This window comes from Collimonas sp. OK307 (assembly GCF_900113705.1).
Taxonomy (GTDB): Bacteria; Pseudomonadota; Gammaproteobacteria; order Burkholderiales; family Burkholderiaceae_D; genus Collimonas.
In genome coordinates this window covers 119,644-139,341 of the sequence record NZ_FOQI01000007.1, presented here as the reverse complement: position 1 = coordinate 139,341, position 19,698 = coordinate 119,644, and the positions used below count along the sequence as shown (strand labels likewise).

The 19,698-nt window shown below is 57.7% G+C and carries 13 protein-coding genes and 1 tRNA gene; 9 read left to right on the top strand and 5 right to left on the bottom strand.

The window, feature by feature from the left end; all coding sequences use genetic code 11:
* Positions 1 to 3: 3 nt before the first annotated feature.
* Together BM205_RS11375 and BM205_RS11370 are read left to right on the top strand one after the other, a co-directional pair.
* Positions 4 to 3,162: an efflux RND transporter permease subunit gene (locus BM205_RS11375; RefSeq protein WP_092414615.1), complete on the top strand. Its 3,159-nt coding sequence runs from the start codon at positions 4 to 6 to the stop codon at positions 3,160 to 3,162.
* 1 nt (position 3,163) lies between these two features.
* Positions 3,164 to 4,612 (top strand): efflux transporter outer membrane subunit, encoded by a 1,449-nt coding sequence (locus BM205_RS11370; RefSeq protein ID WP_092414700.1) that lies wholly within the window; start codon positions 3,164 to 3,166, stop codon positions 4,610 to 4,612.
* 77 nt (positions 4,613 to 4,689) lie between these two features.
* Here BM205_RS11370 and BM205_RS11365 read toward each other — a convergent pair whose 3' ends face one another.
* The 3 genes from BM205_RS11365 to BM205_RS11355 are packed head-to-tail and all read right to left on the bottom strand — an operon-like array spanning position 4,690 to position 7,728.
* Positions 4,690 to 5,499, bottom strand: coding sequence for a YdcF family protein (locus tag BM205_RS11365; protein ID WP_175511243.1), 810 nt, complete (start codon positions 5,497 to 5,499; stop codon positions 4,690 to 4,692).
* Positions 5,500 to 5,512: 13 nt separating this feature from the next.
* Positions 5,513 to 6,850: a lipid IV(A) 3-deoxy-D-manno-octulosonic acid transferase gene (gene waaA, locus BM205_RS11360; protein WP_254783852.1), complete on the bottom strand. Its 1,338-nt coding sequence runs from the start codon at positions 6,848 to 6,850 to the stop codon at positions 5,513 to 5,515.
* Positions 6,847 to 7,728 (bottom strand): Kdo hydroxylase family protein, encoded by an 882-nt coding sequence (locus BM205_RS11355; protein ID WP_092414613.1) that lies wholly within the window; start codon positions 7,726 to 7,728, stop codon positions 6,847 to 6,849. Before BM205_RS11355 ends, waaA begins: the two co-directional genes overlap by 4 nt.
* A 233-nt stretch (positions 7,729 to 7,961) precedes the next feature.
* Here BM205_RS11355 and fdnG point away from each other — a divergent pair, with 233 nt between their 5' ends.
* From fdnG to BM205_RS11315, 7 genes are all read left to right on the top strand, one after another.
* Complete coding sequence (fdnG, locus tag BM205_RS11345; RefSeq protein ID WP_139227242.1) at positions 7,962 to 11,030, top strand: formate dehydrogenase-N subunit alpha; 3,069 nt, start codon at positions 7,962 to 7,964, stop codon at positions 11,028 to 11,030.
* A gap of 8 nt (positions 11,031 to 11,038) precedes the next feature.
* Positions 11,039 to 12,025, top strand: coding sequence for a formate dehydrogenase subunit beta (fdxH, locus tag BM205_RS11340; protein WP_092414610.1), 987 nt, complete (start codon positions 11,039 to 11,041; stop codon positions 12,023 to 12,025).
* Positions 12,022 to 12,663, top strand: coding sequence for a formate dehydrogenase subunit gamma (locus BM205_RS11335; RefSeq protein WP_092414609.1), 642 nt, complete (start codon positions 12,022 to 12,024; stop codon positions 12,661 to 12,663). The genes fdxH and BM205_RS11335 overlap by 4 nt, the downstream gene beginning before the upstream one ends.
* Before the next feature lie 10 nt (positions 12,664 to 12,673).
* Positions 12,674 to 13,609: a formate dehydrogenase accessory protein FdhE gene (fdhE, locus tag BM205_RS11330; protein ID WP_092414608.1), complete on the top strand. Its 936-nt coding sequence runs from the start codon at positions 12,674 to 12,676 to the stop codon at positions 13,607 to 13,609.
* Positions 13,610 to 15,067, top strand: coding sequence for an L-seryl-tRNA(Sec) selenium transferase (selA, locus tag BM205_RS11325; RefSeq protein WP_092414607.1), 1,458 nt, complete (start codon positions 13,610 to 13,612; stop codon positions 15,065 to 15,067).
* Entirely contained in the window at positions 15,064 to 17,004 is a 1,941-nt protein-coding gene (gene selB / locus BM205_RS11320) for a selenocysteine-specific translation elongation factor (RefSeq protein WP_092414606.1), read from the top strand. The genes selA and selB overlap by 4 nt, the downstream gene beginning before the upstream one ends.
* Positions 17,005 to 17,064: 60 nt before the next feature.
* Positions 17,065 to 17,160, top strand: a tRNA-Sec gene (locus BM205_RS11315).
* Here the strand turns inward: BM205_RS11315 and waaC are convergent.
* Both waaC and BM205_RS11305 read right to left on the bottom strand, forming a co-directional pair.
* Positions 17,122 to 18,153: a lipopolysaccharide heptosyltransferase I gene (gene waaC / locus BM205_RS11310; RefSeq protein WP_092414605.1), complete on the bottom strand. Its 1,032-nt coding sequence runs from the start codon at positions 18,151 to 18,153 to the stop codon at positions 17,122 to 17,124. The genes BM205_RS11315 and waaC overlap by 39 nt on opposite strands.
* Before the next feature lie 24 nt (positions 18,154 to 18,177).
* Entirely contained in the window at positions 18,178 to 19,566 is a 1,389-nt protein-coding gene (locus BM205_RS11305; protein ID WP_092414698.1) for a phosphomannomutase/phosphoglucomutase, read from the bottom strand.
* Positions 19,567 to 19,698: the final 132 nt, after the last annotated feature.

The window sequence follows — 19,698 nt, the reverse complement described above, 5'->3', positions numbered from 1 at the left end:
TTAATGGGCAAGTTTTTCATCGACCGCCCCGTATTTGCGTGGGTGCTCGCCATCTTCATCCTGCTCGGGGGTGCTTTGGCGATCACGCAATTACCGGTGGCGCAGTATCCTTCGATTGCACCGCCAACGATTGTCGTTAGCGCATCATACCCAGGCGCTACCGCGCAAACTATTGACGATAGCGTTACCAGCCTGATCGAACAGGAAATGAACGGCGCCGACGGCTTGCAATACATTGAGTCGCAAAGCCAGGCCGATGGCTCGGTATCTATTACTGTTACATTCACACCGGAAACCAATGCCGACCTGGCAGCGGTGGATGTGCAGAACCGTTTGAAACGGGTTGAGGCACGCCTGCCGGCGGTGGTTACGCAGAACGGTGTGCAAGTCACCAAATCGCGTAGTAACTTCTTGATGTTTATCGGTCTTTCATCGACCGACGGCAAGCTCGATCCGATCGCGCTGGGTGACTATCTGTCACGTAACGTGCTCAATGAAATCAAACGTGTACCTGGCGTCGGCCAGGCACAGCTGTTCGGTACTGAACGCGCCATGCGGATCTGGATCGATCCAGTCAAACTGGTTGGCCTCAGCTTGACGCCAGCCGACGTGACGGCTGCAATCACAGCGCAAAATGCACTGGTTGCGGGCGGTACGCTTGGCGATTTGCCTAGCCCCGGAACACAGCAGATTTCTGCAACCGTGGTGGCAACCGGGCAACTGACTACCGTCGAACAGTTCGGCAATATCCAGTTGCGTGCCAATGCAGATGGCTCGATCGTGCGTCTGCGCGACGTCGCCCGTATCGAAATCGGCGGTCAGTCGTATGCGACTGCCGGCCGCCTCGACGGCAAACCGACGTCCTTCGTCGGCGTGCAATTGTCGCCAACCGCCAACGCGCTGGGCACTGCTACCGCTGTCCACGCCAAGATGGCGGAACTGTCCAAGTACTTCCCTGCCGGTGTCGCATACACCATTCCTTACGACACTTCGAAATTCGTCAAGATCTCGATCGAAGAAGTGGTAAAGACCTTGGTAGAAGCGATCATCCTGGTGTTCCTGGTGATGTATCTGTTCCTGCAAAACATCCGCTACACCTTGATCCCGACACTGGTGGTACCAGTCGCGCTGATGGGCACTTTCGCCACCTTGCTGCTGTTCGGCTTCTCGATCAACGTGCTGACCATGTTCGGCATGGTGCTGGCGATCGGTATCCTGATTGACGATGCGATCGTGGTGGTGGAAAACGTCGAACGGATCATGAGCGAGGAAGGTTTGTCGCCGCGCGATGCAACCCGCAAGGCGATGGGCCAGATTACCGGCGCACTGATCGGTATCACCCTGGTGCTGATCGCTGTGTTCATCCCGATGGCCTTCTTTAGCGGCGCTGTTGGTGCCATCTATCGCCAGTTCTCGCTGTCGATGGTAGCTTCGATGGTGTTCTCGGTATTGATGGCATTTACGCTGACGCCAGCGCTGTGCGCCACCATCCTGAAACCGGTGGAAGCAGGACATCACCATGAGAAAAAGGGATTCTTCGGCTGGTTCAACCGCAAGTTCAACTCTGCCACCACCGGCTATCAAGGCATTGTCGCCAAGATGCTGACCAAGACCGGCCGTTACCTGTTCATCTATGGCGGGATTCTGGTGTGCGTCGGCTTGCTGTATGCACGCCTGCCGGCATCGTTCCTGCCGGCTGAAGATCAGGGTTACATCATCACTAACGTGCAATTGCCTGCCGGCGCCAGCAGCAACCGTACCCTGGAAGTCATCAAGACGATTGAAGACTATTACGCGAAATTGCCTGGTGTCGCCCACGTGGTTGCCATTACCGGTTTCAGCTTCTCCGGTAACGGTCAGAATGCCGGTCTGGTATTTACACCGCTCAAGGACTGGAGCGAACGTGGTCCGGACCAATCCGCGGACGCGATTGCGGGCAAGGCATTCGGTGTGTTCTCGCAGATCAAGGACGCCATCGTCTATCCGCTGAATCCGCCGCCAATTCCTGAATTGGGTAACGCCACCGGCTTTACCTTCCGTCTGCAAGACCGTTCGGGGCAAGGACATGCGGCATTGACTGCCGCGCGTAACCAATTGCTCGGCATGGCTGCGCAAAGCAAGATCCTGGCTGGCGTCCGTCCTGAAGGTCTGGAAGATTCGCCGCAGTTGCAACTGGAAATCGATCGCGACAAGGCCAATGCCCAGGGCGTATCGTTTGCCGCCATCAACAGCACGTTGTCGACCGCACTCGGTTCCTCGTACGTGAATGACTTCCCTAACCAGGGCCGTCAACAACGGGTGATTGTGCAAGCCGATGCCCCGCAGCGGCTGCAACCGGAAGATCTGGCCAGGCTGTATGTCAAGAACACGCAAGGAAACATGGTGCCGTTCTCGTCATTCACCACCTCGCACTGGATCAAAGGCCCGGTACAACTGTCGCGCTATAACGGTTATCCGGCGATGAAAATCTCCGGTGGCGCAGCACCTGGCCATAGCACCGGCGAAGCGATGGATGAAATGGAAGCACTGACTGCCAAACTCCCTCCTGGCTTCGGCTTTGAATGGACCGGCCAGTCGCTGGAAGAAAAAACCTCAGGCTCGCAAGCACCGATGTTATACGCGTTGTCGCTGCTGGCGGTGTTCCTGGTACTGGCGGCCCTGTACGAAAGCACTTCCATCCCGCTGGCAGTGATGCTGGTGGTACCACTGGGTATTCTCGGTGCATTGCTGGGCGTAACCTTGCGCGGCATGCCGAACGACGTCTACTTCAAGGTCGGGATGATTACCGTGGTTGGCTTGTCGGCCAAGAACGCGATTCTGATTATCGAATTCGCGAAAGACTTGCAGGCTGAAGGCAAGGGCCTGATTGAAGCGACACTGGAAGCGGTGCACCTGCGGTTCCGGCCGATTCTGATGACCTCGTTCGCGTTCATCCTGGGCGTGTTGCCACTGGCGATCAAGACCGGCGCCGGTTCAGGCAGCCAACGCGCAATCGGTACCGGCGTAATGGGCGGCATGATCACAGCGACAGTCCTGGCGGTGTTCCTGGTGCCAATATTCTTCGTGGTGGTACGCAAGATTTTCAAAGGCAGCGAACGCCAGCGGAAATTGCATGCGGCCTCGCACAACAAGAAAATAGATGTGGAGAATCAGCATGTTTAATATGGCATTTACTGCGATGGCAATTACGGCGCACTTACCCAAGAAGCTGACTGGCGCCCTGCTACTGGCAGGGGTCCTCTCGGGTTGCACCATGGCGCCGACTTACGTACGGCCGGAAGCGCCGGTAGCCGGCAGCTATCCGGCTGCTGCCGACGGCCAGGCACAGCTGGATGCGGCGGCGCTCGGCTGGCGCCAGTTTTTCCCGGACCAGCGCCTGCAGGCGCTGATCGCTTCGGCGCTTGAAAACAACCGCGACCTGCGTACCGCAGCTCTGAACATCGAACAGGCGCGTGCCCAGTACGACATCACCGCTTCAGATGCGTTACCGCACCTGGAGGGCAATTTCAGCCGCACTCGCGGTCGTACAGCGGCCGATCAATTGGTTCCAGGCCAACCAGCAGTCGGCACGGCCTATTCGGTCGGACTGAACATGACTTCGTTCGAACTGGATTTCTTTGGCCGTGTCCGCAGCTTGAAAGATGCCGCACTGGCGAGCTACCTGGCGACCGAGGAAGCCCGTCAGTCTGCGCAGATCAGCCTGATTTCGCAGGTTGCGCAAGCGTATCTGACCGAGCAGTCGTACGCCGAACAGCAGCGGTTGGCGGAGCAAACCCTGGATAGCCGGCTAGACGACTACAAGCGGGACAAGTTGCGCTTTGATGTCGGCGCATCGTCCGAGCTTGATCTGCGCAATTCCGAAACACTGGTGCAAGCAGCCCGCGTGTCGCTGACTACGCTGGTACGCCAGCGCGGCCAGGCCACCAACGCATTGGTACTTCTGGTCGGCAAGCCGTTGGGCGAACTGCCGGCGCCGCAATCGCTGTCGGATGAAAAAATCGTCACCGACATTCCGGCCGGCCTGCCTTCCGATCTGCTGAACCGTCGTCCTGACATCCGTGAAGCAGAGCAGCAACTGCGTTCTGCCAATGCCAACATCGGTGCGGCACGTGCAGCCTTCTTCCCGACTATTTCGCTGACGGCCGGGATCGGCAATTCAAGCACATCGCTCGGTAACCTGTTCTCGGCTGGCAGCCGTACCTGGTCGTTTGTACCGCAGCTGACCTTGCCGATTTTCGAGGGCGGACGCAACCGCGCCAACCTGTCGCTGAGCGAGATCCGCAAGAATCTGGCGATTGCCAACTACGAGAAAACCATACAGAGCGCATTCAGGGAAGTTTCCGATGCGCTGGTTGCCCGTGGCACGCTGGAAGATCAGCTGGCAGCTCAGGATGCCTTCGTCAAGGCGCAGGAACAACGGGTGAAATTGACCGATCTGCGTTACAAGAACGGCATCGCCAGTTCCACCGATCGCCTCAATGCCGAGCGTGATCTGTTCTCGGCACAACAGGCGCTGATCCAGACGCGGCAGCTGCGTTTGAATAACGCGATCGACCTGTATCGTTCGTTGGGTGGCGGGTTGAATGAGAATACCTTGGCGGCCAAGTCGTAATCCGCATTTGAGTTGAACGTTGAAACGAAAAAACGCCGCACTTGTGCGGCGTTTTTATTTCATGGGAACACAACGCATCAACTTGCAACCGGCACACCGCCAGCTTGTTGAGAATCACCATGACGAACCTTGTACCAAAGTACTCCCAACCATTCATGCATAGCGTATTCGCTACGACGCATGCCCTCTCCCGACGGCAAGAAACTTAACAAGGTCAGCTGGTCTCGGCTAAAGAATACGGTCGGCGCAATCACCACCTCCAATCCAGTCCTGGTAAACATCAGTTGAGATCTCGGCATATGCAAGGCATCGGTCACCAGAATGATTTTTTTCACGCCCGCTTGCGCCAACATTCTGGCTGAGAATTTTGCATTTTGCTCCGTATCGTCGGAAGCCTCTTCGAGCCACTTTGCCGGTGTCGCAAAATCCTCACGCAAGCTGTTTGCCATCACGGCAGCTTCCGATATCTTCGAGCCGTCAGGAGTGCCACCTGAAACCAATATCGGCAGCCCGGTCTGGCGATGTATCCTGGCACCGTAACGCAGGCGCGCCAGGGTCCAATAACTTGGGGTATCGTCGTTATCATATTCTGGCGCATTTGCCAATCTGCCCCCGCCCAATATGACAATTGCCTGTGCGCCGTCAGCTGCAATCGCCGCACTTGCCGCCGGCGGTTGCACGCGCTGCTCTAACGGCGCCACCAGCAGTAAGGCACCTGCCTTGGTGCTTAACACAGCCAACAGCAACAATGATGTCAGGCTAACGACCGTGCCGACACTTGGATACGCGCGCCGCAGCAGCAAACCCGCGATGCATAACAAGATCAGATTGGTCGGCAAGAGTAATAACGTGCTCACCACTTTGGTGACAATGAAAGTCGCGTGCATAGTAAAAAGAAGATTAGATGAACGGCGCCAGCATGGCCATGGTACGCGCGGTGGCGCCACGATGCTGTTGCGCAAAATGGGTAGCTTGCTCGCCCATCGCCTGGCGTTGCTGGTCAGCCTGCAATAGCTGCTGTGCCGTATCCAGCATAGTGTCGACATCACTCACTCGTTGTGCGGCGCCGGCGGCGATTGCCTGTTCGGTAATATCTGCAAAATTGAACGTATGAGGCCCGATCAATACCGGCTTGCCAACCGCAAACGCCTCGATCAGGTTTTGGCCGCCCATCGGCAGCAGGCTACCGCCGATGAATGCCACATCACACATTGCGTAATAGGCAAACATTTCTCCCATCGAATCGCCGATCAGTACCTTCACTTGCGGCGGTACCGGTTCGTCAGCCAGGCGAGAGCGACGCAACGGCGGCAATCCCTTTGCTGCAGCCATGTCTGCCACTTCATTGAACCGTTGCGGATGGCGCGGCACTATGACGGTCAGCAAATTCGCGGTCAGAAGATCTGCAAAGGCAGGATCCTGGCCGCGCCTGGACAGAGCATCGAGAATCAATTCTTCTTCGCCATCACGCGTGCTCGCGCACAACAGCACCGGGCGATTACCGATCTGCCCGCGCATCGCAGCGCCGCCGGCCAACAAGGCAGGAGAAGGCGTGACATCGAACTTGAGGTTGCCTGTGACTTGCACGTTGTTGCCGCCGAGCTGCTGCAAACGTCCGGCATCCGCCTCGGTTTGCGCGCCAACACAGGACATGCCGCTGGCAGCCTCAGTCATCAGGGTGGAAAAACGTTTGCCGCGACGCAGGGAACGTGCCGACAAGCGCGCATTCACCAGCGCCACCGGGACTTTGTAACGCCCGCACTGAACGATCAGGTTCGGCCATACTTCTGTTTCCATCAACACGCACAGGAGCGGCGAGAAATGGCGCAGGAAACGTCCCACCATCCAGCCGGTATCGTAGGGAAGAAAACATTGCAGCACCCGCGGCGATTTACCGAACAAAGCTTGTCCGGTAGCGCGACCGGTTGCTGTCATATGCGTCAATAGAATGGCGTGCTCTGGATAGGCATCTAGCATGGCCGCAATCAAAGGCTCCGCAGCACGCGTTTCACCGACCGAGACCGCATGCACCCACAAGAATTTGCGCGATGCCAGCGATGGCGCCAGCGGCGGATAAAACCCAATGCGCTCCGGCACATGCTGGCGGTAACCGGGTTCTTTGCCGCCACGACGCCACAAGCGCAGTAATACGAAAGGCATCGCCAGCCACCATACTGCCGAATACAACAAGCGGATGCGCCAGGCTCGCCCCGCATCAAAACCCGATGCAGCGTTCATTCGGTCAGCACACGGCCGGTCAAGCGACGCAAGATAGCGAGCGGGCTGGCGCCCGGATCGTATTGCCTGGCTGCCGGCAGATGCAAGGTTTGCTCCATCATGTACTGGCCCGACATGACAGCATGCGGTGTCTGGTCGGAAAAACAAACCCAAACCGATCCTGCGGCAAATGGCTGCGTCACCTGCGGACCATCTTTTTGATATGCCGGATCTGATTTCATGGCGTCGTGCAATTGCAGCATCAGATGATCGTATTCGCTACGCAGGGACTTGGTGACATGCAAGGCGTTCAACGCCTGTGCCTGCCAGCGCGAATATGCTTTTACCCTGGGCAAGAACCGTTGCGCCACATCTTCAAACGGTTCGCCAACCCGCCAAACGCGCGGCACGCCGTCCGGATTCACATTGGCAAATACACGCAAGATGCGCTCGCCGTAATTGGGCCGCGACGGGAACGCATCAACGTGCAGGCGGCGATCATCGGCGCGCCAGGACTGGGCGCGGGTTTCCACTTGCATCGGCCGATAGCTGGTCGGCGCCATGCGCAGTTCGCTGCGCGTGTCTGCATAAGCGGGGAGCAAGGAATGAATCAGTTGCTGCGCCTGCGCCCGAAAGCGCCCGATCATGTTGGCCAGCGCCTCCTGGTCAGCTGCGTCGCCCAGCGCGCCTTTCAGCCTGCCATTGGCATCCAGGCTGATATTGCGGCTCTTGGGATCGCGTACCGCCGGTGTCAGGAAGCGCTGTTCGTCGGCCGTAAACGTGAAGCTGAGATGCGGGAAATACAGGACTTTTCCCGCCTCAAGCGCGGATATCCACGCCGAATTCGGGGTGCTGATCTGCCAGTCGGCAATATCGATTTCGAGAATTTGTTGTTCCATGGCCGTATTATGCCGCGTTGCGATGACGGCGGGAACAGCATGATAATTTTGCCTACCAAATAGTTGTCAATTAGAAAACAAAATGCGCTGACGACGTGGGTCAGAGTGGTAATCGCCGGCAGCAAGGCGACCGCATTTTGCTCTGTTGGCAAACAGGAATCCCATCTATAATGAAAATCAGCAGGTTCCTATAGTGGTTTGACATGAATTGAATAACACAGGGAGGTATCCCCATGGTTCAAATGTCGCGGCGCCAGTTTCTTAAAACGACTGGCGCTACCCTGGCAGGTTCGAGTCTGGCGCTGATGGGATTTTCGCCGGCGCCCGCGCTGGCGGAGGTACGTCAATACAAACTGACGCGCACCGTCGAAACCCGCAACACCTGCCCCTACTGCTCCGTCAGCTGCGGAGTCCTGATGTACAGCCTCGGTGATGGCGCCAAGAATGCCACGCCCAGTATCATTCACATCGAAGGCGATCCGGATCATCCGGTCAATCGCGGCACGCTCTGCCCCAAAGGCGCGGCTTTGCTCGATTTCGTACATAGTCCAAGCCGTCTCCAGTTCCCCGAATATCGCGCGCCAGGTTCCAAGGAATGGAAACGCATGTCGTGGGACGATGCGCTAAGCCGCATCGCGACATTGATGAAACAGGACCGGGATGCGAATTTCGTCGAAAAGACGCCGGAGGGCTTAACCGTCAACCGCTGGCTGACCACAGGCATGCTGGCGGCATCGGCCAGCAGCAACGAAGTCGGCTACCTGACGCATAAAACCATCCGCAGTCTTGGCATTCTGGGATTCGATAACCAGGCGCGTGTTTGACACGGTCCGACGGTGGCAGGTCTTGCCCCGACGTTTGGCCGTGGAGCGATGACGAATCATTGGGTCGACATCAAGAATTCGGACGTTATTCTCATCATGGGCGGCAATGCAGCCGAGGCGCACCCGTGCGGTTTCAAATGGGTGACAGAAGCCAAGGCGCATAACAAGGCGAAGCTGATCGTAGTTGATCCGCGCTTTACGCGTTCGGCCTCGGTGGCGGATTTCTACGCGCCGATCCGTACCGGCACCGATATCATTTTCCTCGGCGGTGTCATCCGCTACTTGCTGGAGAAGGATCAGATCCAACACGAATACGTCAAGAATTACACTGACTTCACCTTTATCGTACGGGAAGACTTCACTTTCGACGACGGGATTTTTTCAGGCTACAACGCGGAAAAACACAACTACACCAAGACCACCTGGGATTACGAACTGGGTGACGACGGTTTTGTAAAAACCGATCCAACCCTGGCCCATCCGCGCTGCGTATTCAACCTGATGAAACAGCACTACGATCGCTATACGCCGGAAATGGTGGAGAGCGTGTGCGGCACGCCCAAGGAGAAATTCCTGAAAGTGTGCGAGATGCTGGCATCCACGGCGTCGCCGACGCGCGCCGGCACCATCTTGTACGCGCTGGGCTGGACCCAGCATTCGATCGGTTCGCAAATCATCCGCACCGGCGCCATGGTGCAACTGCTGCTCGGTAATATCGGCATTGCCGGCGGCGGCATGAATGCCTTGCGCGGCCACTCGAACATCCAGGGACTGACCGATCTGGGACTGATGACCAATCTGCTGCCGGGTTACATGACGTTGCCCTCGGAATCCGAGCAAGACTTCGGTAAATATATCGCCGTGCGCGCCAGCAAGCCGTTGCGCCCCAATCAGCTCAGCTATTGGCAAAACTACGGCAAGTTCCATGTCAGCCTGATGAAATCGTGGTGGGGCGATGCCGCCAAGGCAGACAACAACTGGGGCTACGACTATCTGCCTAAGCTGGACAAGCCGTATGACATGCTGCAGGTGTTCGAGCTGATGAAGCAAGGCAAGGTCAACGGCTATATCGCCCAGGGCTTCAACCCGCTGGCCGCTGCGCCGGACAAGGGGAAAATCGGCGCCAGCCTGGCTAATCTGAAATTCCTGGTCATCATGGATCCGCTGGCCACCGAAACCTCAGAGTTCTGGCAGAACCATGGCGTATTCAACGACGTCGATCCGAGCAAGATACAGACTGAGGTATTTCGCCTGCCGACTACCTGTTTTGCCGAAGAAGACGGTTCGCTGGTGAATTCCGGCCGCTGGCTGCAATGGCACTGGAAAGGAGCACCACCGCCGGGCGAGGCGCGCAGCGATCTGGAAATCATGTCGGAACTGTTCCTGAAGATTCGCAAGATGTACGCCAAGGACGGCGGCAAATATCCTGATCCGATCCTCAATCTGTCATGGCCATACGCCAATCCGGAAAGCCCGACCGCGGAAGAACTCGCCAGGGAATACAATGGCCGCGCACTCAGCGACCTGGCGGATCCCAAGGACGCTACCAAGATCATCCGCAAGAAAAACGAACAGGTGGCCGGCTTTGCAGAACTGCGCGATGACGGCAGCACGGCCTGCGGCTGCTGGATTTTCGCCGGCTGCTGGACCGAAGCGGGTAATCAGATGGCGCGGCGCGACAATTCCGATCCGACCGGTATCGGGCAAACCCTGAACTGGGCATGGGCATGGCCGGCTAACCGGCGCATCCTGTACAACCGTGCATCATGCGACCTCAATGGCAAACCGTTCGATCCAAAACGCAATCTGATCGGCTGGAACGGCCAGAAATGGGGCGGTGTCGACGTCCCCGATTTCAAGGTGGATGAAGCGCCTGCCGGTGGCATGGGGCCGTTCATCATGAATCCCGAAGGCGTGGCGCGATTCTTTGCCAAGGCCGGTATGGCCGAGGGACCGTTCCCGGTGCATTACGAACCGTTTGAAACGCCGGTCGGTTATAACCCGCTGTTTCCAAAAAATCCGGCGGCGACCAGCAATCCGGGCGCGCGGGTATTCCCCGACGACCGCGCCATGTTCGGCAAGGCCGATGCATTCCCGCATGTCGGCACCACCTATCGGCTCACCGAACACTTCCATTACTGGACCAAGCATGCGCGTCTCAACGCCATTCTCCAACCCGAACAGTTTGTCGAGATTGGCGAAGAACTGGCGAAGGAAGTCGGCGTGGTCGCCGGTGAGCGGGTCAAGGTCAGTTCCAAGCGCGGCCACATTATTGCCGTGGCGGTGGTGACTAAACGTATCAAGAAAATGACGATTGAAGGCAAGCCGGTACATCACGTAGGGATCCCGATTCACTGGGGTTTCAAAGGTTTGACCAAACCGGGCTACCTGGCCAACACGCTGACACCGGGTGTGGGCGACGGTAATTCGCAAACGCCTGAATTCAAGTCGTTCCTGGTCAAGGTTGAGAAGGCATAGGAGAAACCATGGCCCTGCAATCACTCGATATCAAACGCGTTTCGGCCACCACTACGCCGCCGCCAGGTGTACGTGAGCCGGTGACCGGCACTGTCGCAAAACTGATCGATGTCACTAAATGCATAGGCTGCAAAGCCTGCCAGACCGCATGCATGGAATGGAACGACCTGCGCGACGAGGTCGGCGTCAACGTCGGCGTGCTGGATAATCCGCCTGACATGACGGAACATTCGTGGACCGTCATGCGATTTTCGGAATACGAAAATCCGGACGGCAATCTCGAATGGCTGATCCGCAAGGATGGCTGCATGCATTGTGAAGATCCGGGCTGTCTCAAGGCTTGCCCCTCGCCCGGAGCGATTGTCCAGTACAACAACGGGATTGTCGATTTTCACGAAGAAAACTGCATCGGCTGCGGTTATTGCGTCACCGGTTGTCCATTCGATGTGCCGCGCATTTCAAAGAAGGACCACAAAGCCTATAAATGCACGCTCTGCTCAGATCGGGTCGCCGTGGGCCAGGAACCGGCCTGCGTCAAAACCTGCCCTACCGGCGCGATTGTGTTTGGCACAAAAGAGGACATGAAGGCGCACGCAGAAGAGCGCATAGTCGATTTAAAAGAGCGTGGCTTCGCACAAGCTGGCCTGTACGACCCGCCAGGCGTCGGTGGCACGCATGTCATGTATGTGCTGCACCATGCGGACAAGCCTTCGCTCTATCATGGCCTGCCAGATAATCCGCACATCAGTCCGTTGGTCGGTTTGTGGAAAGGTGCCGCCAAACCGCTTGCGCTGGCAGGTATCGCGTTGACGGCGCTGGCGGGATTTTTCCACTATATCAAGGTCGGACCGAGCGAGGTCTCGGAGGATGACAAGGCGGCGGAGAAGAAGGAAACCGATGCGGCCACCAAGCGTGCCGCGCTGCTCAGCACGCCAGCTGTCAACACGAATGATCCCCACGATCCCAACATCAACTCGCAGGATCTGCCGCCATGAACAACGCCGACCAAGATGTAGAAAAAGACCGCATCGTACGTTACAACGCCACGGAGCGCATCAACCACTGGCTGGTTGCCATCACGTTTGTGGTGCTGGCGCTGTCCGGACTGGCGTTGTTCCATCCAGCGATGTTCTGGCTCACCTTTGTATTGGGCGGTGGCACCTGGACGCGTATCTTGCATCCGTTCATCGGGCTGGTGATGTTTGTCTGTTTTGCGATACTGGCCGTTGGTTTCTGGCGTTACAATCTGATCGAAAAGAATGACATTGCCTGGCTAAAAGGTATCCGCGACGTGGTCAGCAATCGCGAAGAAAATCTGCCGCCGGTGGGTCGCTACAACGGTGGCCAGAAGTTGCTGTTCTGGACCATGATCGCCTGTATGATAGGGCTGCTGCTGTCCGGTATCGTCATCTGGCGCGCCTGGTTTTCCTGGATGTTCCCGGTATTTGTAATCCGGGCTGCGGTGGTGCTGCATGCGTTTTGCGGCTTCGTGCTTATTGTTGGCATCGTCGTGCACATTTACGCTGCCATCTGGATCAAGGGAACGGTAGGCGCCATGACACGTGGCACCGTAAGCCGTGCCTGGGCGCGCAAGCATCATCCGGCCTGGTACCGGAAAATGACAGACGAATGAAGGAACCGACTTGCAACGTATCCTCGAACCGGGCGAAATCGAAGCACTTGACCACAATGCCATTCCACGCATTCGTTTGCCGGAGCGCGCCAGCGTATTCAGCAATCGCGCGCAACGCCTGAAACAGCTGGCGGCAGGAAATGCCATCGGCGGCTATCTGAACCTGATGGCGGTACTGGCAGAGGCACAGCAGCAAGCATTGAACAAGTTAGCCGGCGAGCCAGACAATCATGCTCAGGACCTGGCCCGCATCAACCTGGCACACGCGCATTTGATGCCACTGATTCTGGCTACAGACCAGGTGCGTAGTCCGCACTGGCAAACTGTCTTGGGCCAATTACTCGAACACGTCGCAAGCGCCGGCAACATCCCGCCGGCCGCAACGCAACTGGTAGCCCGACTCCAACAAACCAGCGCCAACGAGCGGGACAGTCAGGCTGAAGCAATCCTGCGCAACAATCATGAGATTGTCGATCCGGCCAGTGCCCCTTTTTACGCAGCGGCCTTACAGGTGGCGTGCTGCGATCTGGTGACCCGCTTTCGCGAACGCGATGTGCCGCTGCTGGATACACCAGGCCTGTGCCCATGCTGTGGCTCACCGCCGGTTGCCAGCGTGGTGCGCATGGATGGGCAATCGCAGGGACATCGCTACCTGCAATGCAGCATGTGCGCGGCCGAATGGCATATGGTACGCATCAAATGCAGCCATTGCGATTCCACAAAAGGTATCGCCTACCAGGCCATAGAAGATGGTTCGACGGCCATCAAGGCCGAGACCTGCGATGAATGCCACAGTTGGCTGAAGATCTTCTACCAGGAAAAAGATCCTTACCTCGAACCGCTGGCCGATGACCTTGCCAGCGTGGCCCTCGATTTGCTTATGGGCGAAACCGTTTACGCACGCCGCCACGGCAACCCCTTACTCTGGCAATCCACGGAGAACTGAATGGCTGGTGCAATCACGCAAGCCGAGGCAGCCACTACCTCGATCGCCTCTGTCAGCGACATTCCCTCGGTCGATCGTATTCTGAACCTGACTGAAGCCCAGCCGCTGATGGCGCAATACGGGCGCACTCAGTTCACTGCAGCTGTACGCAAGCATCTGGATAAGCTCAGGGCCGATGCCCTTGCCGGCAAACTGGTGCAGGCAGATGTGGATAATTCACAGCTGGTCGAGATTCTCGGAAAGCAGCTGGTAGCTGCCAGTCGATTGCATCTGCGCGCATTGTTCAATCTTACCGGCACTGTGCTGCATACCAATCTCGGTCGCGCGCTGCTGCCGGATGAGGCGGTGCAGGCGGTAATCAGTGCGTTGACATCTCCCGGCAATCTTGAATTCGATCTGGAAACCGGTGGCCGCGGCGACCGTGACAACCTGGTTGAAGACATATTGTGCGAACTCACCGGCGCCGAAGCGGCCACCGTTGTCAACAACAACGCTGCCGCCGTACTACTGATGCTGAATGCACTGGCGCAGAAGAAAGAAGTCATCGTCTCGCGCGGTGAACTGGTCGAAATCGGCGGCGCATTCCGCATCCCCGACATCATGCAGCGCGCGGGAGCAAAACTGGTGGAAATCGGCACCACCAACCGTACCCATCCGGCGGATTACGCCAACGCCATCACACCGCGCAGCGCGATGCTGATGAAGGTTCATTGCAGTAATTACGCCATCAGCGGCTTCACGCGTAGTGTTGACGTTTCCACGCTGGCAGAACTGGCGCGGCCACACGGACTGCCTGTTACGGTTGATCTTGGCAGCGGCACATTGGTTGACCTGACGCAGTGGGGCCTTCCCGGAGAGACAACGGTACGGGAAACCATACGGCAAGGAGCTGATCTGGTGACGTTCAGCGGCGACAAGCTGCTGGGCGGGCCGCAGGCAGGGCTTATCGTCGGCCGCGCAGACTTGATAGCCCGCATCAAAAAAAATCCGCTGAAACGGGCATTACGCGTCGGGAAGCTTACCCTGGCCGCACTGGAGCCGGTATTAAGACTTTATCTGGCGCCGGAATTTCTGGCGGAGCGCCTCACAACCTTGCGCCTGCTTACCCGCAACCAGTTGCATATACGTGCTCAGGCTGAACGCCTGCTGAGCGTATTGCAGATTGCATTGGGAAGCCACTACACCGTCACCGCAGAAGCAATGTTCAGTCAGATTGGCAGTGGCGCACTGCCAGTCGACCAGCTGCCGAGTTACGGCCTGGTGGTGCGTGCCGGAAATGCTGCCAATGGCGGCAAGCGCCATGGCCGCGCGCTCGACAAACTGGAAAAAGCCCTGCGCCAATTGTCGCGCCCAGTCATCGGACGGATTGCCAACGACGCACTGTGGCTGGATTGCCGCTGCCTGGAAGAACGTGATGAGGGCTTGTTCAACACGCAGTTGCTGGATCTGTCCCTATGATCGTCGGCACCGCCGGGCATATCGATCACGGCAAGACCACACTCATCAAGGCGCTGACAGGTGTCAATACCGATCGTCTCAAGGAAGAGCAGGTCCGAGGCATTTCGATTGAACTTGGTTATGCCTACACGCCGCTGCCGAATGGCGAAGTATTGGGATTTATCGACGTGCCAGGCCACGAGCATCTGGTGCATACCATGGTGGCGGGCGCCTCCGGCATCGACTTTGCATTGCTGGTGATTGCCGCCGATGACGGCGTCATGCCGCAAACACGCGAGCACCTGGAAATCCTGCAATGGCTGGGAGTCAGTACCGGCGCCGTGGCTCTGACCAAAATCGACCGTGTCGATCAAGCGCGCATTGCGGAAGTCACCAGCGAAATTCAGCAATTGTTGGCGACCACCACGCTGGCAGGCGTCCCGGTCTTTCCGGTTGCGGCACATGACTCGCAAGATGCGGGAACCGCCGCCCTGCAGCACCATTTGCAAGAGGTTGCACAGCGCATGCAACCACATCGCGATGATGGACTATTCAGGCTGGCGATCGACCGGGTGTTTACCCTTGCAGGACACGGCACAGTGGCAACCGGAACCGTTTTTTCCGGCCGGGTCGACGTCGGCGATCACGTCGCGCTGATGCCGGCCGGCGACATGGCGCGCGTCCGCAGCCTGCATGTACAAAACCGCTCTGCCTCCAGCGGCCACGCCGGGCAGCGTTGCGCACTCAACCTGAGCGGTATCGACAAGGATGCCATCAAGCGCGGCGACTGGCTGGCCGATCCGCGCGCAATGACACCGTCGACACGGATTGATGTGGAACTTCAGCTGTCGGCCCATGCCGGAGTATTGCTGCGTAATCGCTCTCCTCTGCATGTGCACTTAGGTACCTTGCATCAAGTTGCCCTGGTCACGCTACTGGAAGGAAATACGCTATCTCCGGGCAACCACGGCAGAGTGCAGCTGCAATTTGAAACTCCTGTCTGCGTGATTCCGGGCGACCGCTTTATCGTCCGCAATGCGCAGGCAAACATGACCATCGGCGGTGGCCATGTGCTGGATCCGGCGGCCCCTGCACGCAAGCGTCGCACGCCGGAACGCCACGCCTGGCTCGATGCGATCGAACACATGCTGAATGGCGCCGGCATCAGCGCGCTGCTGCAGGCAGCTGCGCCTGGCGGCGTGCGCCAGTCCATGCTGGTGCAGCTCAGCGGATTGCCATCCACCGCATTGCAACTGCCGGAAGATGTTCAATCCATTGCGACCGGTTCGCAAGAGCAGGATACGTTTGTCATGCTGTCTGCCCAATGGCAGTCTTTAAGAACGCTGACGGTTACCGCGCTCACAGAGTTTCATGCACGCTTTCCTGACGAACAAGGCGTGGACGTCACACGCCTGCGACGGATGACGCTGCCGACACTGGACAGCGCGCTGTGGTTGGCAGTGGTCGATTCCCTCACAGGCGATGCGACGATTCAGCGCAGCGGGCCGTGGCTGCACCTGCCGCAGCATAAGATAACGCTGTCAGACGACGAACAGGCGCTGGCGCAGCAACTGCTTCCAACACTGGCCGCCGCCGGATTTGATCCGCCCTGGGTGCGTGAACTGGCGCAGACACACAAAATTCCAGAGGAATCGGTGCGGCAGCTATTGCGTAAATTACTGCGGCAAGGACTGGTATATCAAATTGAGCGCGACCTGTTTTATCACCATGAGCGTGTCCGTGAATTAGCTACGCTGCTGGCGAGCGTGGCTAGCGAACAAAGGCCAGAGCACGGCTCTGCAGTTACTACCGGAGTGAATGCCGCACGCTGGCGTGACGCCACAGGACTAGGCCGTAAGCGCGCCATCCAGATTCTGGAATTTTTCGATCGAATAGGTTATACCCGCCGCATACGTGATGCGCACGTATTGCGCGGCGGCGAGATGGTCTGGTTCTGATGGCGCTGGAATGGCGAATCAGGATAAGATAACGCACCAAGCGCGCACCATGCGCACCAAGGAAGGCACACGTATCCGGTGATGCGGCCGGGCTTCAAACCCGGTGGGGGGTGCCAGTCACTCCCGGGTAGGTTCGACTCCTGCTGCCTTCCGCCAGTCGATTTGTTGCGTCAGCTTGTCCACCGCTAATGCAACCTGTTCCACGGTAGGAGCCGCGCCAAGTTCACCCAGGTTGATAATTTGCGATGACCAGTTGCCTTCGGTTTTCCAGCGAGGCGAATCGCAATATAACTCAATGGTCGGACGGTTGAATGCCGCAGCGATATGGGTCAGGCCGGTATCGACGCCTATCACCAATGCGGCACGCTGGGCCAGCAAGACCGCTTCCATCAATGGCAATTTGGGGAGCACCTGCGCATTGGTCATTTGGCTGGCCAACTGCTCCGCAGTTTTTCTTTCGCCATCGCTGCCCCAGGGCAGCAACACTGGCAGACCGCGTTCGGCGAGCAAGGCGGCAATGCGCACCCAACTAGCATTCGGCCATTGCTTGGCAGCGCGCGCCGTGCCATGAAAAAAAACTGCATATGCCTCCTCCGACAGCCATGCGGGCCGCTCTGCGGGCGTCATCGCAGGAGGATGCAGATTGAAATCTGCAACGCCATCAACGCTATAGCCGAGCGCCTTTGCCGCCACTTCGCGGGCGCGCAATACAGCGTGCGTATGCAGGCCTACTTCGACACTCTTGGTATGAAATATGCGTGACAGCGGCTCATAGCCGGAGCCCTCGGTCGCGTTTGCCAATCCGACCCGTTGGCCACCGGGAGCAAGCCGCGCCATCCGCATTACTACGCTGGTTTTCAGCAAACCTTGCGTATCGAACACGATATCGTAGGCGTCCTGTTTGAGTTGCTGTCGGAAATTAGACATTTCCGCCCGGGTCGCGGCAGACAACAGGCTTTTGCGCCAACGGCGCAGGGCAATCGGTATGATGCGGCGCACATCAGGATTCATGCGCACCAGGCCGGTGTAACCTTCTTCCACGACCCAGTCGATATTCGCGTCGGGATAATGACGTCGGATGTCTGACACCATTGGCATGTTATGCACCACATCGCCTAAAGAGGAGACGCGAACGATCAGGATGTTCAAATCGGAGCCGCTTCGACGGGTTGATTAGAAAGGCAGCGATGCATCGGGCTTGGCAGCCAGAATCACGCGCTTGAACTCAGACTGGATCCGAGCCAGAGCCTGTTCCGACTCAGCCTCGAAGCGCATTACTACGACCGGCGTAGTGTTGGATGAGCGAGCCAGGCCGAAACCATCTGCATATTCAACACGCAAGCCGTCGATCTTGATAATTTCGTCAGATCCGGGGAAATTCGCTTCGCGCTGTAATTTCTCGATCAGGGCGAAATTCTCCCCTTCTTCCAGTTTCAATTGCAATTCAGGTGTGCTGGAGGATTGCGGCAATGCATTCAACACTGCCGACGGATCGCTTTCGCGACTCAGCAGTTCCAGCAAGCGCACGCCGGCGTACAGACCGTCATCAAAGCCGTACCAGCGGTCTTTGAAGAAGACATGACCGCTCATTTCGCCGCCCAGCGGCGCGCCTGTTTCACGCATCTTGGCCTTGACCAGCGAGTGACCGGTTTTCCACATCAGGGGTTTACCGCCGTGTTTGGCAATCCATGGCGCCAGGTGGCGGGTACATTTGACGTCATACAGAATCTCGCGGCCTGGATGACGCGTCAGCACATCTGCGGCGAACAACATCAGCTGCCGGTCCGGATAGATAATCTGGCCATCCTTGGTGACGACACCGAGACGATCGCCATCGCCGTCGAATGCCAATCCCAACTCGGCGTCGGAATTTTGCAAGGCACGAATCACGTCCTGCAGATTCTCCGGATGCGCCGGATCGGGATGGTGATTAGGGAAAGTGCCGTCCACTTCACAAAACAGTTCCTGCACCTCGCATCCGAGTGCGCGATACAGTTCGCCGGCAAAAGCGCCAGCCACGCCGTTGCCGCAATCGACCACGATCTTCATTGGCCGCGCCAATTTGGTATCGCCCACGATGCGCTGCAGATAGGCATCCTTGATGTCATGCTGGCGATAGCTACCGGCCGGCGCCGGCACGGTAGCCTTGACACTGCCATTCGCAATAGCCTGATACAACTGCTGAATGGTGTCGCCGTATATCGCCTCACCGGCCAGCACCATCTTGAACCCGTTGTAATCGGGAGGATTGTGACTGCCTGTGACCATGATCCCGGATTGCGCCCCAAGTATATGGGTCGCGAAATACACCATGGGTGTCACCACGACGCCGAGATCCACCACATCCACACCGACGTCCTGCAAACCGGTTGCCAGGGCAGCGGTCAGTTCCGGTCCGGATAAACGGCCGTCGCGGCCGATAATCACTACTTGTTCGCCTTTGGCACGCGCAGCAACGCCGAACGCCTGCCCGATTTGGCGAGCAATGCCGGCGTCTAACGTGGTGCCGACGACACCGCGGATGTCATAGGCCTTGAATATCGATTTTGAAAGCGGGAGCATGGTTTTATTTAATGAGAATGTGGCGTTCTGTGGCAAGAAAATCGCAGTGAATTGTTGGTTCACATGCCACTACCAGCAGAAATGGGACGTTTAGCCGAAACTAAGACAGTGCCCGGTTCCAGGCACTGTCTT

What these genes read in the sequence shown, in the direction of transcription:
- selB (WP_092414606.1), top strand. Translation starts at nt 15,064, where the DNA reads ATGATCGTCGGCACCGCCGGGCATATCGATCACGGCAAGACCACACTC.
- selA (WP_092414607.1), top strand. Translation starts at nt 13,610, where the DNA reads ATGGCTGGTGCAATCACGCAAGCCGAGGCAGCCACTACCTCGATCGCC.
- BM205_RS11365 (WP_175511243.1), bottom strand. Translation starts at nt 5,499, where the DNA reads ATGCACGCGACTTTCATTGTCACCAAAGTGGTGAGCACGTTATTACTC.
- BM205_RS11370 (WP_092414700.1), top strand. Translation starts at nt 3,164, where the DNA reads ATGGCATTTACTGCGATGGCAATTACGGCGCACTTACCCAAGAAGCTG.
- fdxH (WP_092414610.1), top strand. Translation starts at nt 11,039, where the DNA reads ATGGCCCTGCAATCACTCGATATCAAACGCGTTTCGGCCACCACTACG.
- BM205_RS11375 (WP_092414615.1), top strand. Translation starts at nt 4, where the DNA reads ATGGGCAAGTTTTTCATCGACCGCCCCGTATTTGCGTGGGTGCTCGCC.
- waaA (WP_254783852.1), bottom strand. Translation starts at nt 6,850, where the DNA reads ATGAACGCTGCATCGGGTTTTGATGCGGGGCGAGCCTGGCGCATCCGC.
- BM205_RS11355 (WP_092414613.1), bottom strand. Translation starts at nt 7,728, where the DNA reads ATGGAACAACAAATTCTCGAAATCGATATTGCCGACTGGCAGATCAGC.
- BM205_RS11335 (WP_092414609.1), top strand. Translation starts at nt 12,022, where the DNA reads ATGAACAACGCCGACCAAGATGTAGAAAAAGACCGCATCGTACGTTAC.
- BM205_RS11305 (WP_092414698.1), bottom strand. Translation starts at nt 19,566, where the DNA reads ATGCTCCCGCTTTCAAAATCGATATTCAAGGCCTATGACATCCGCGGT.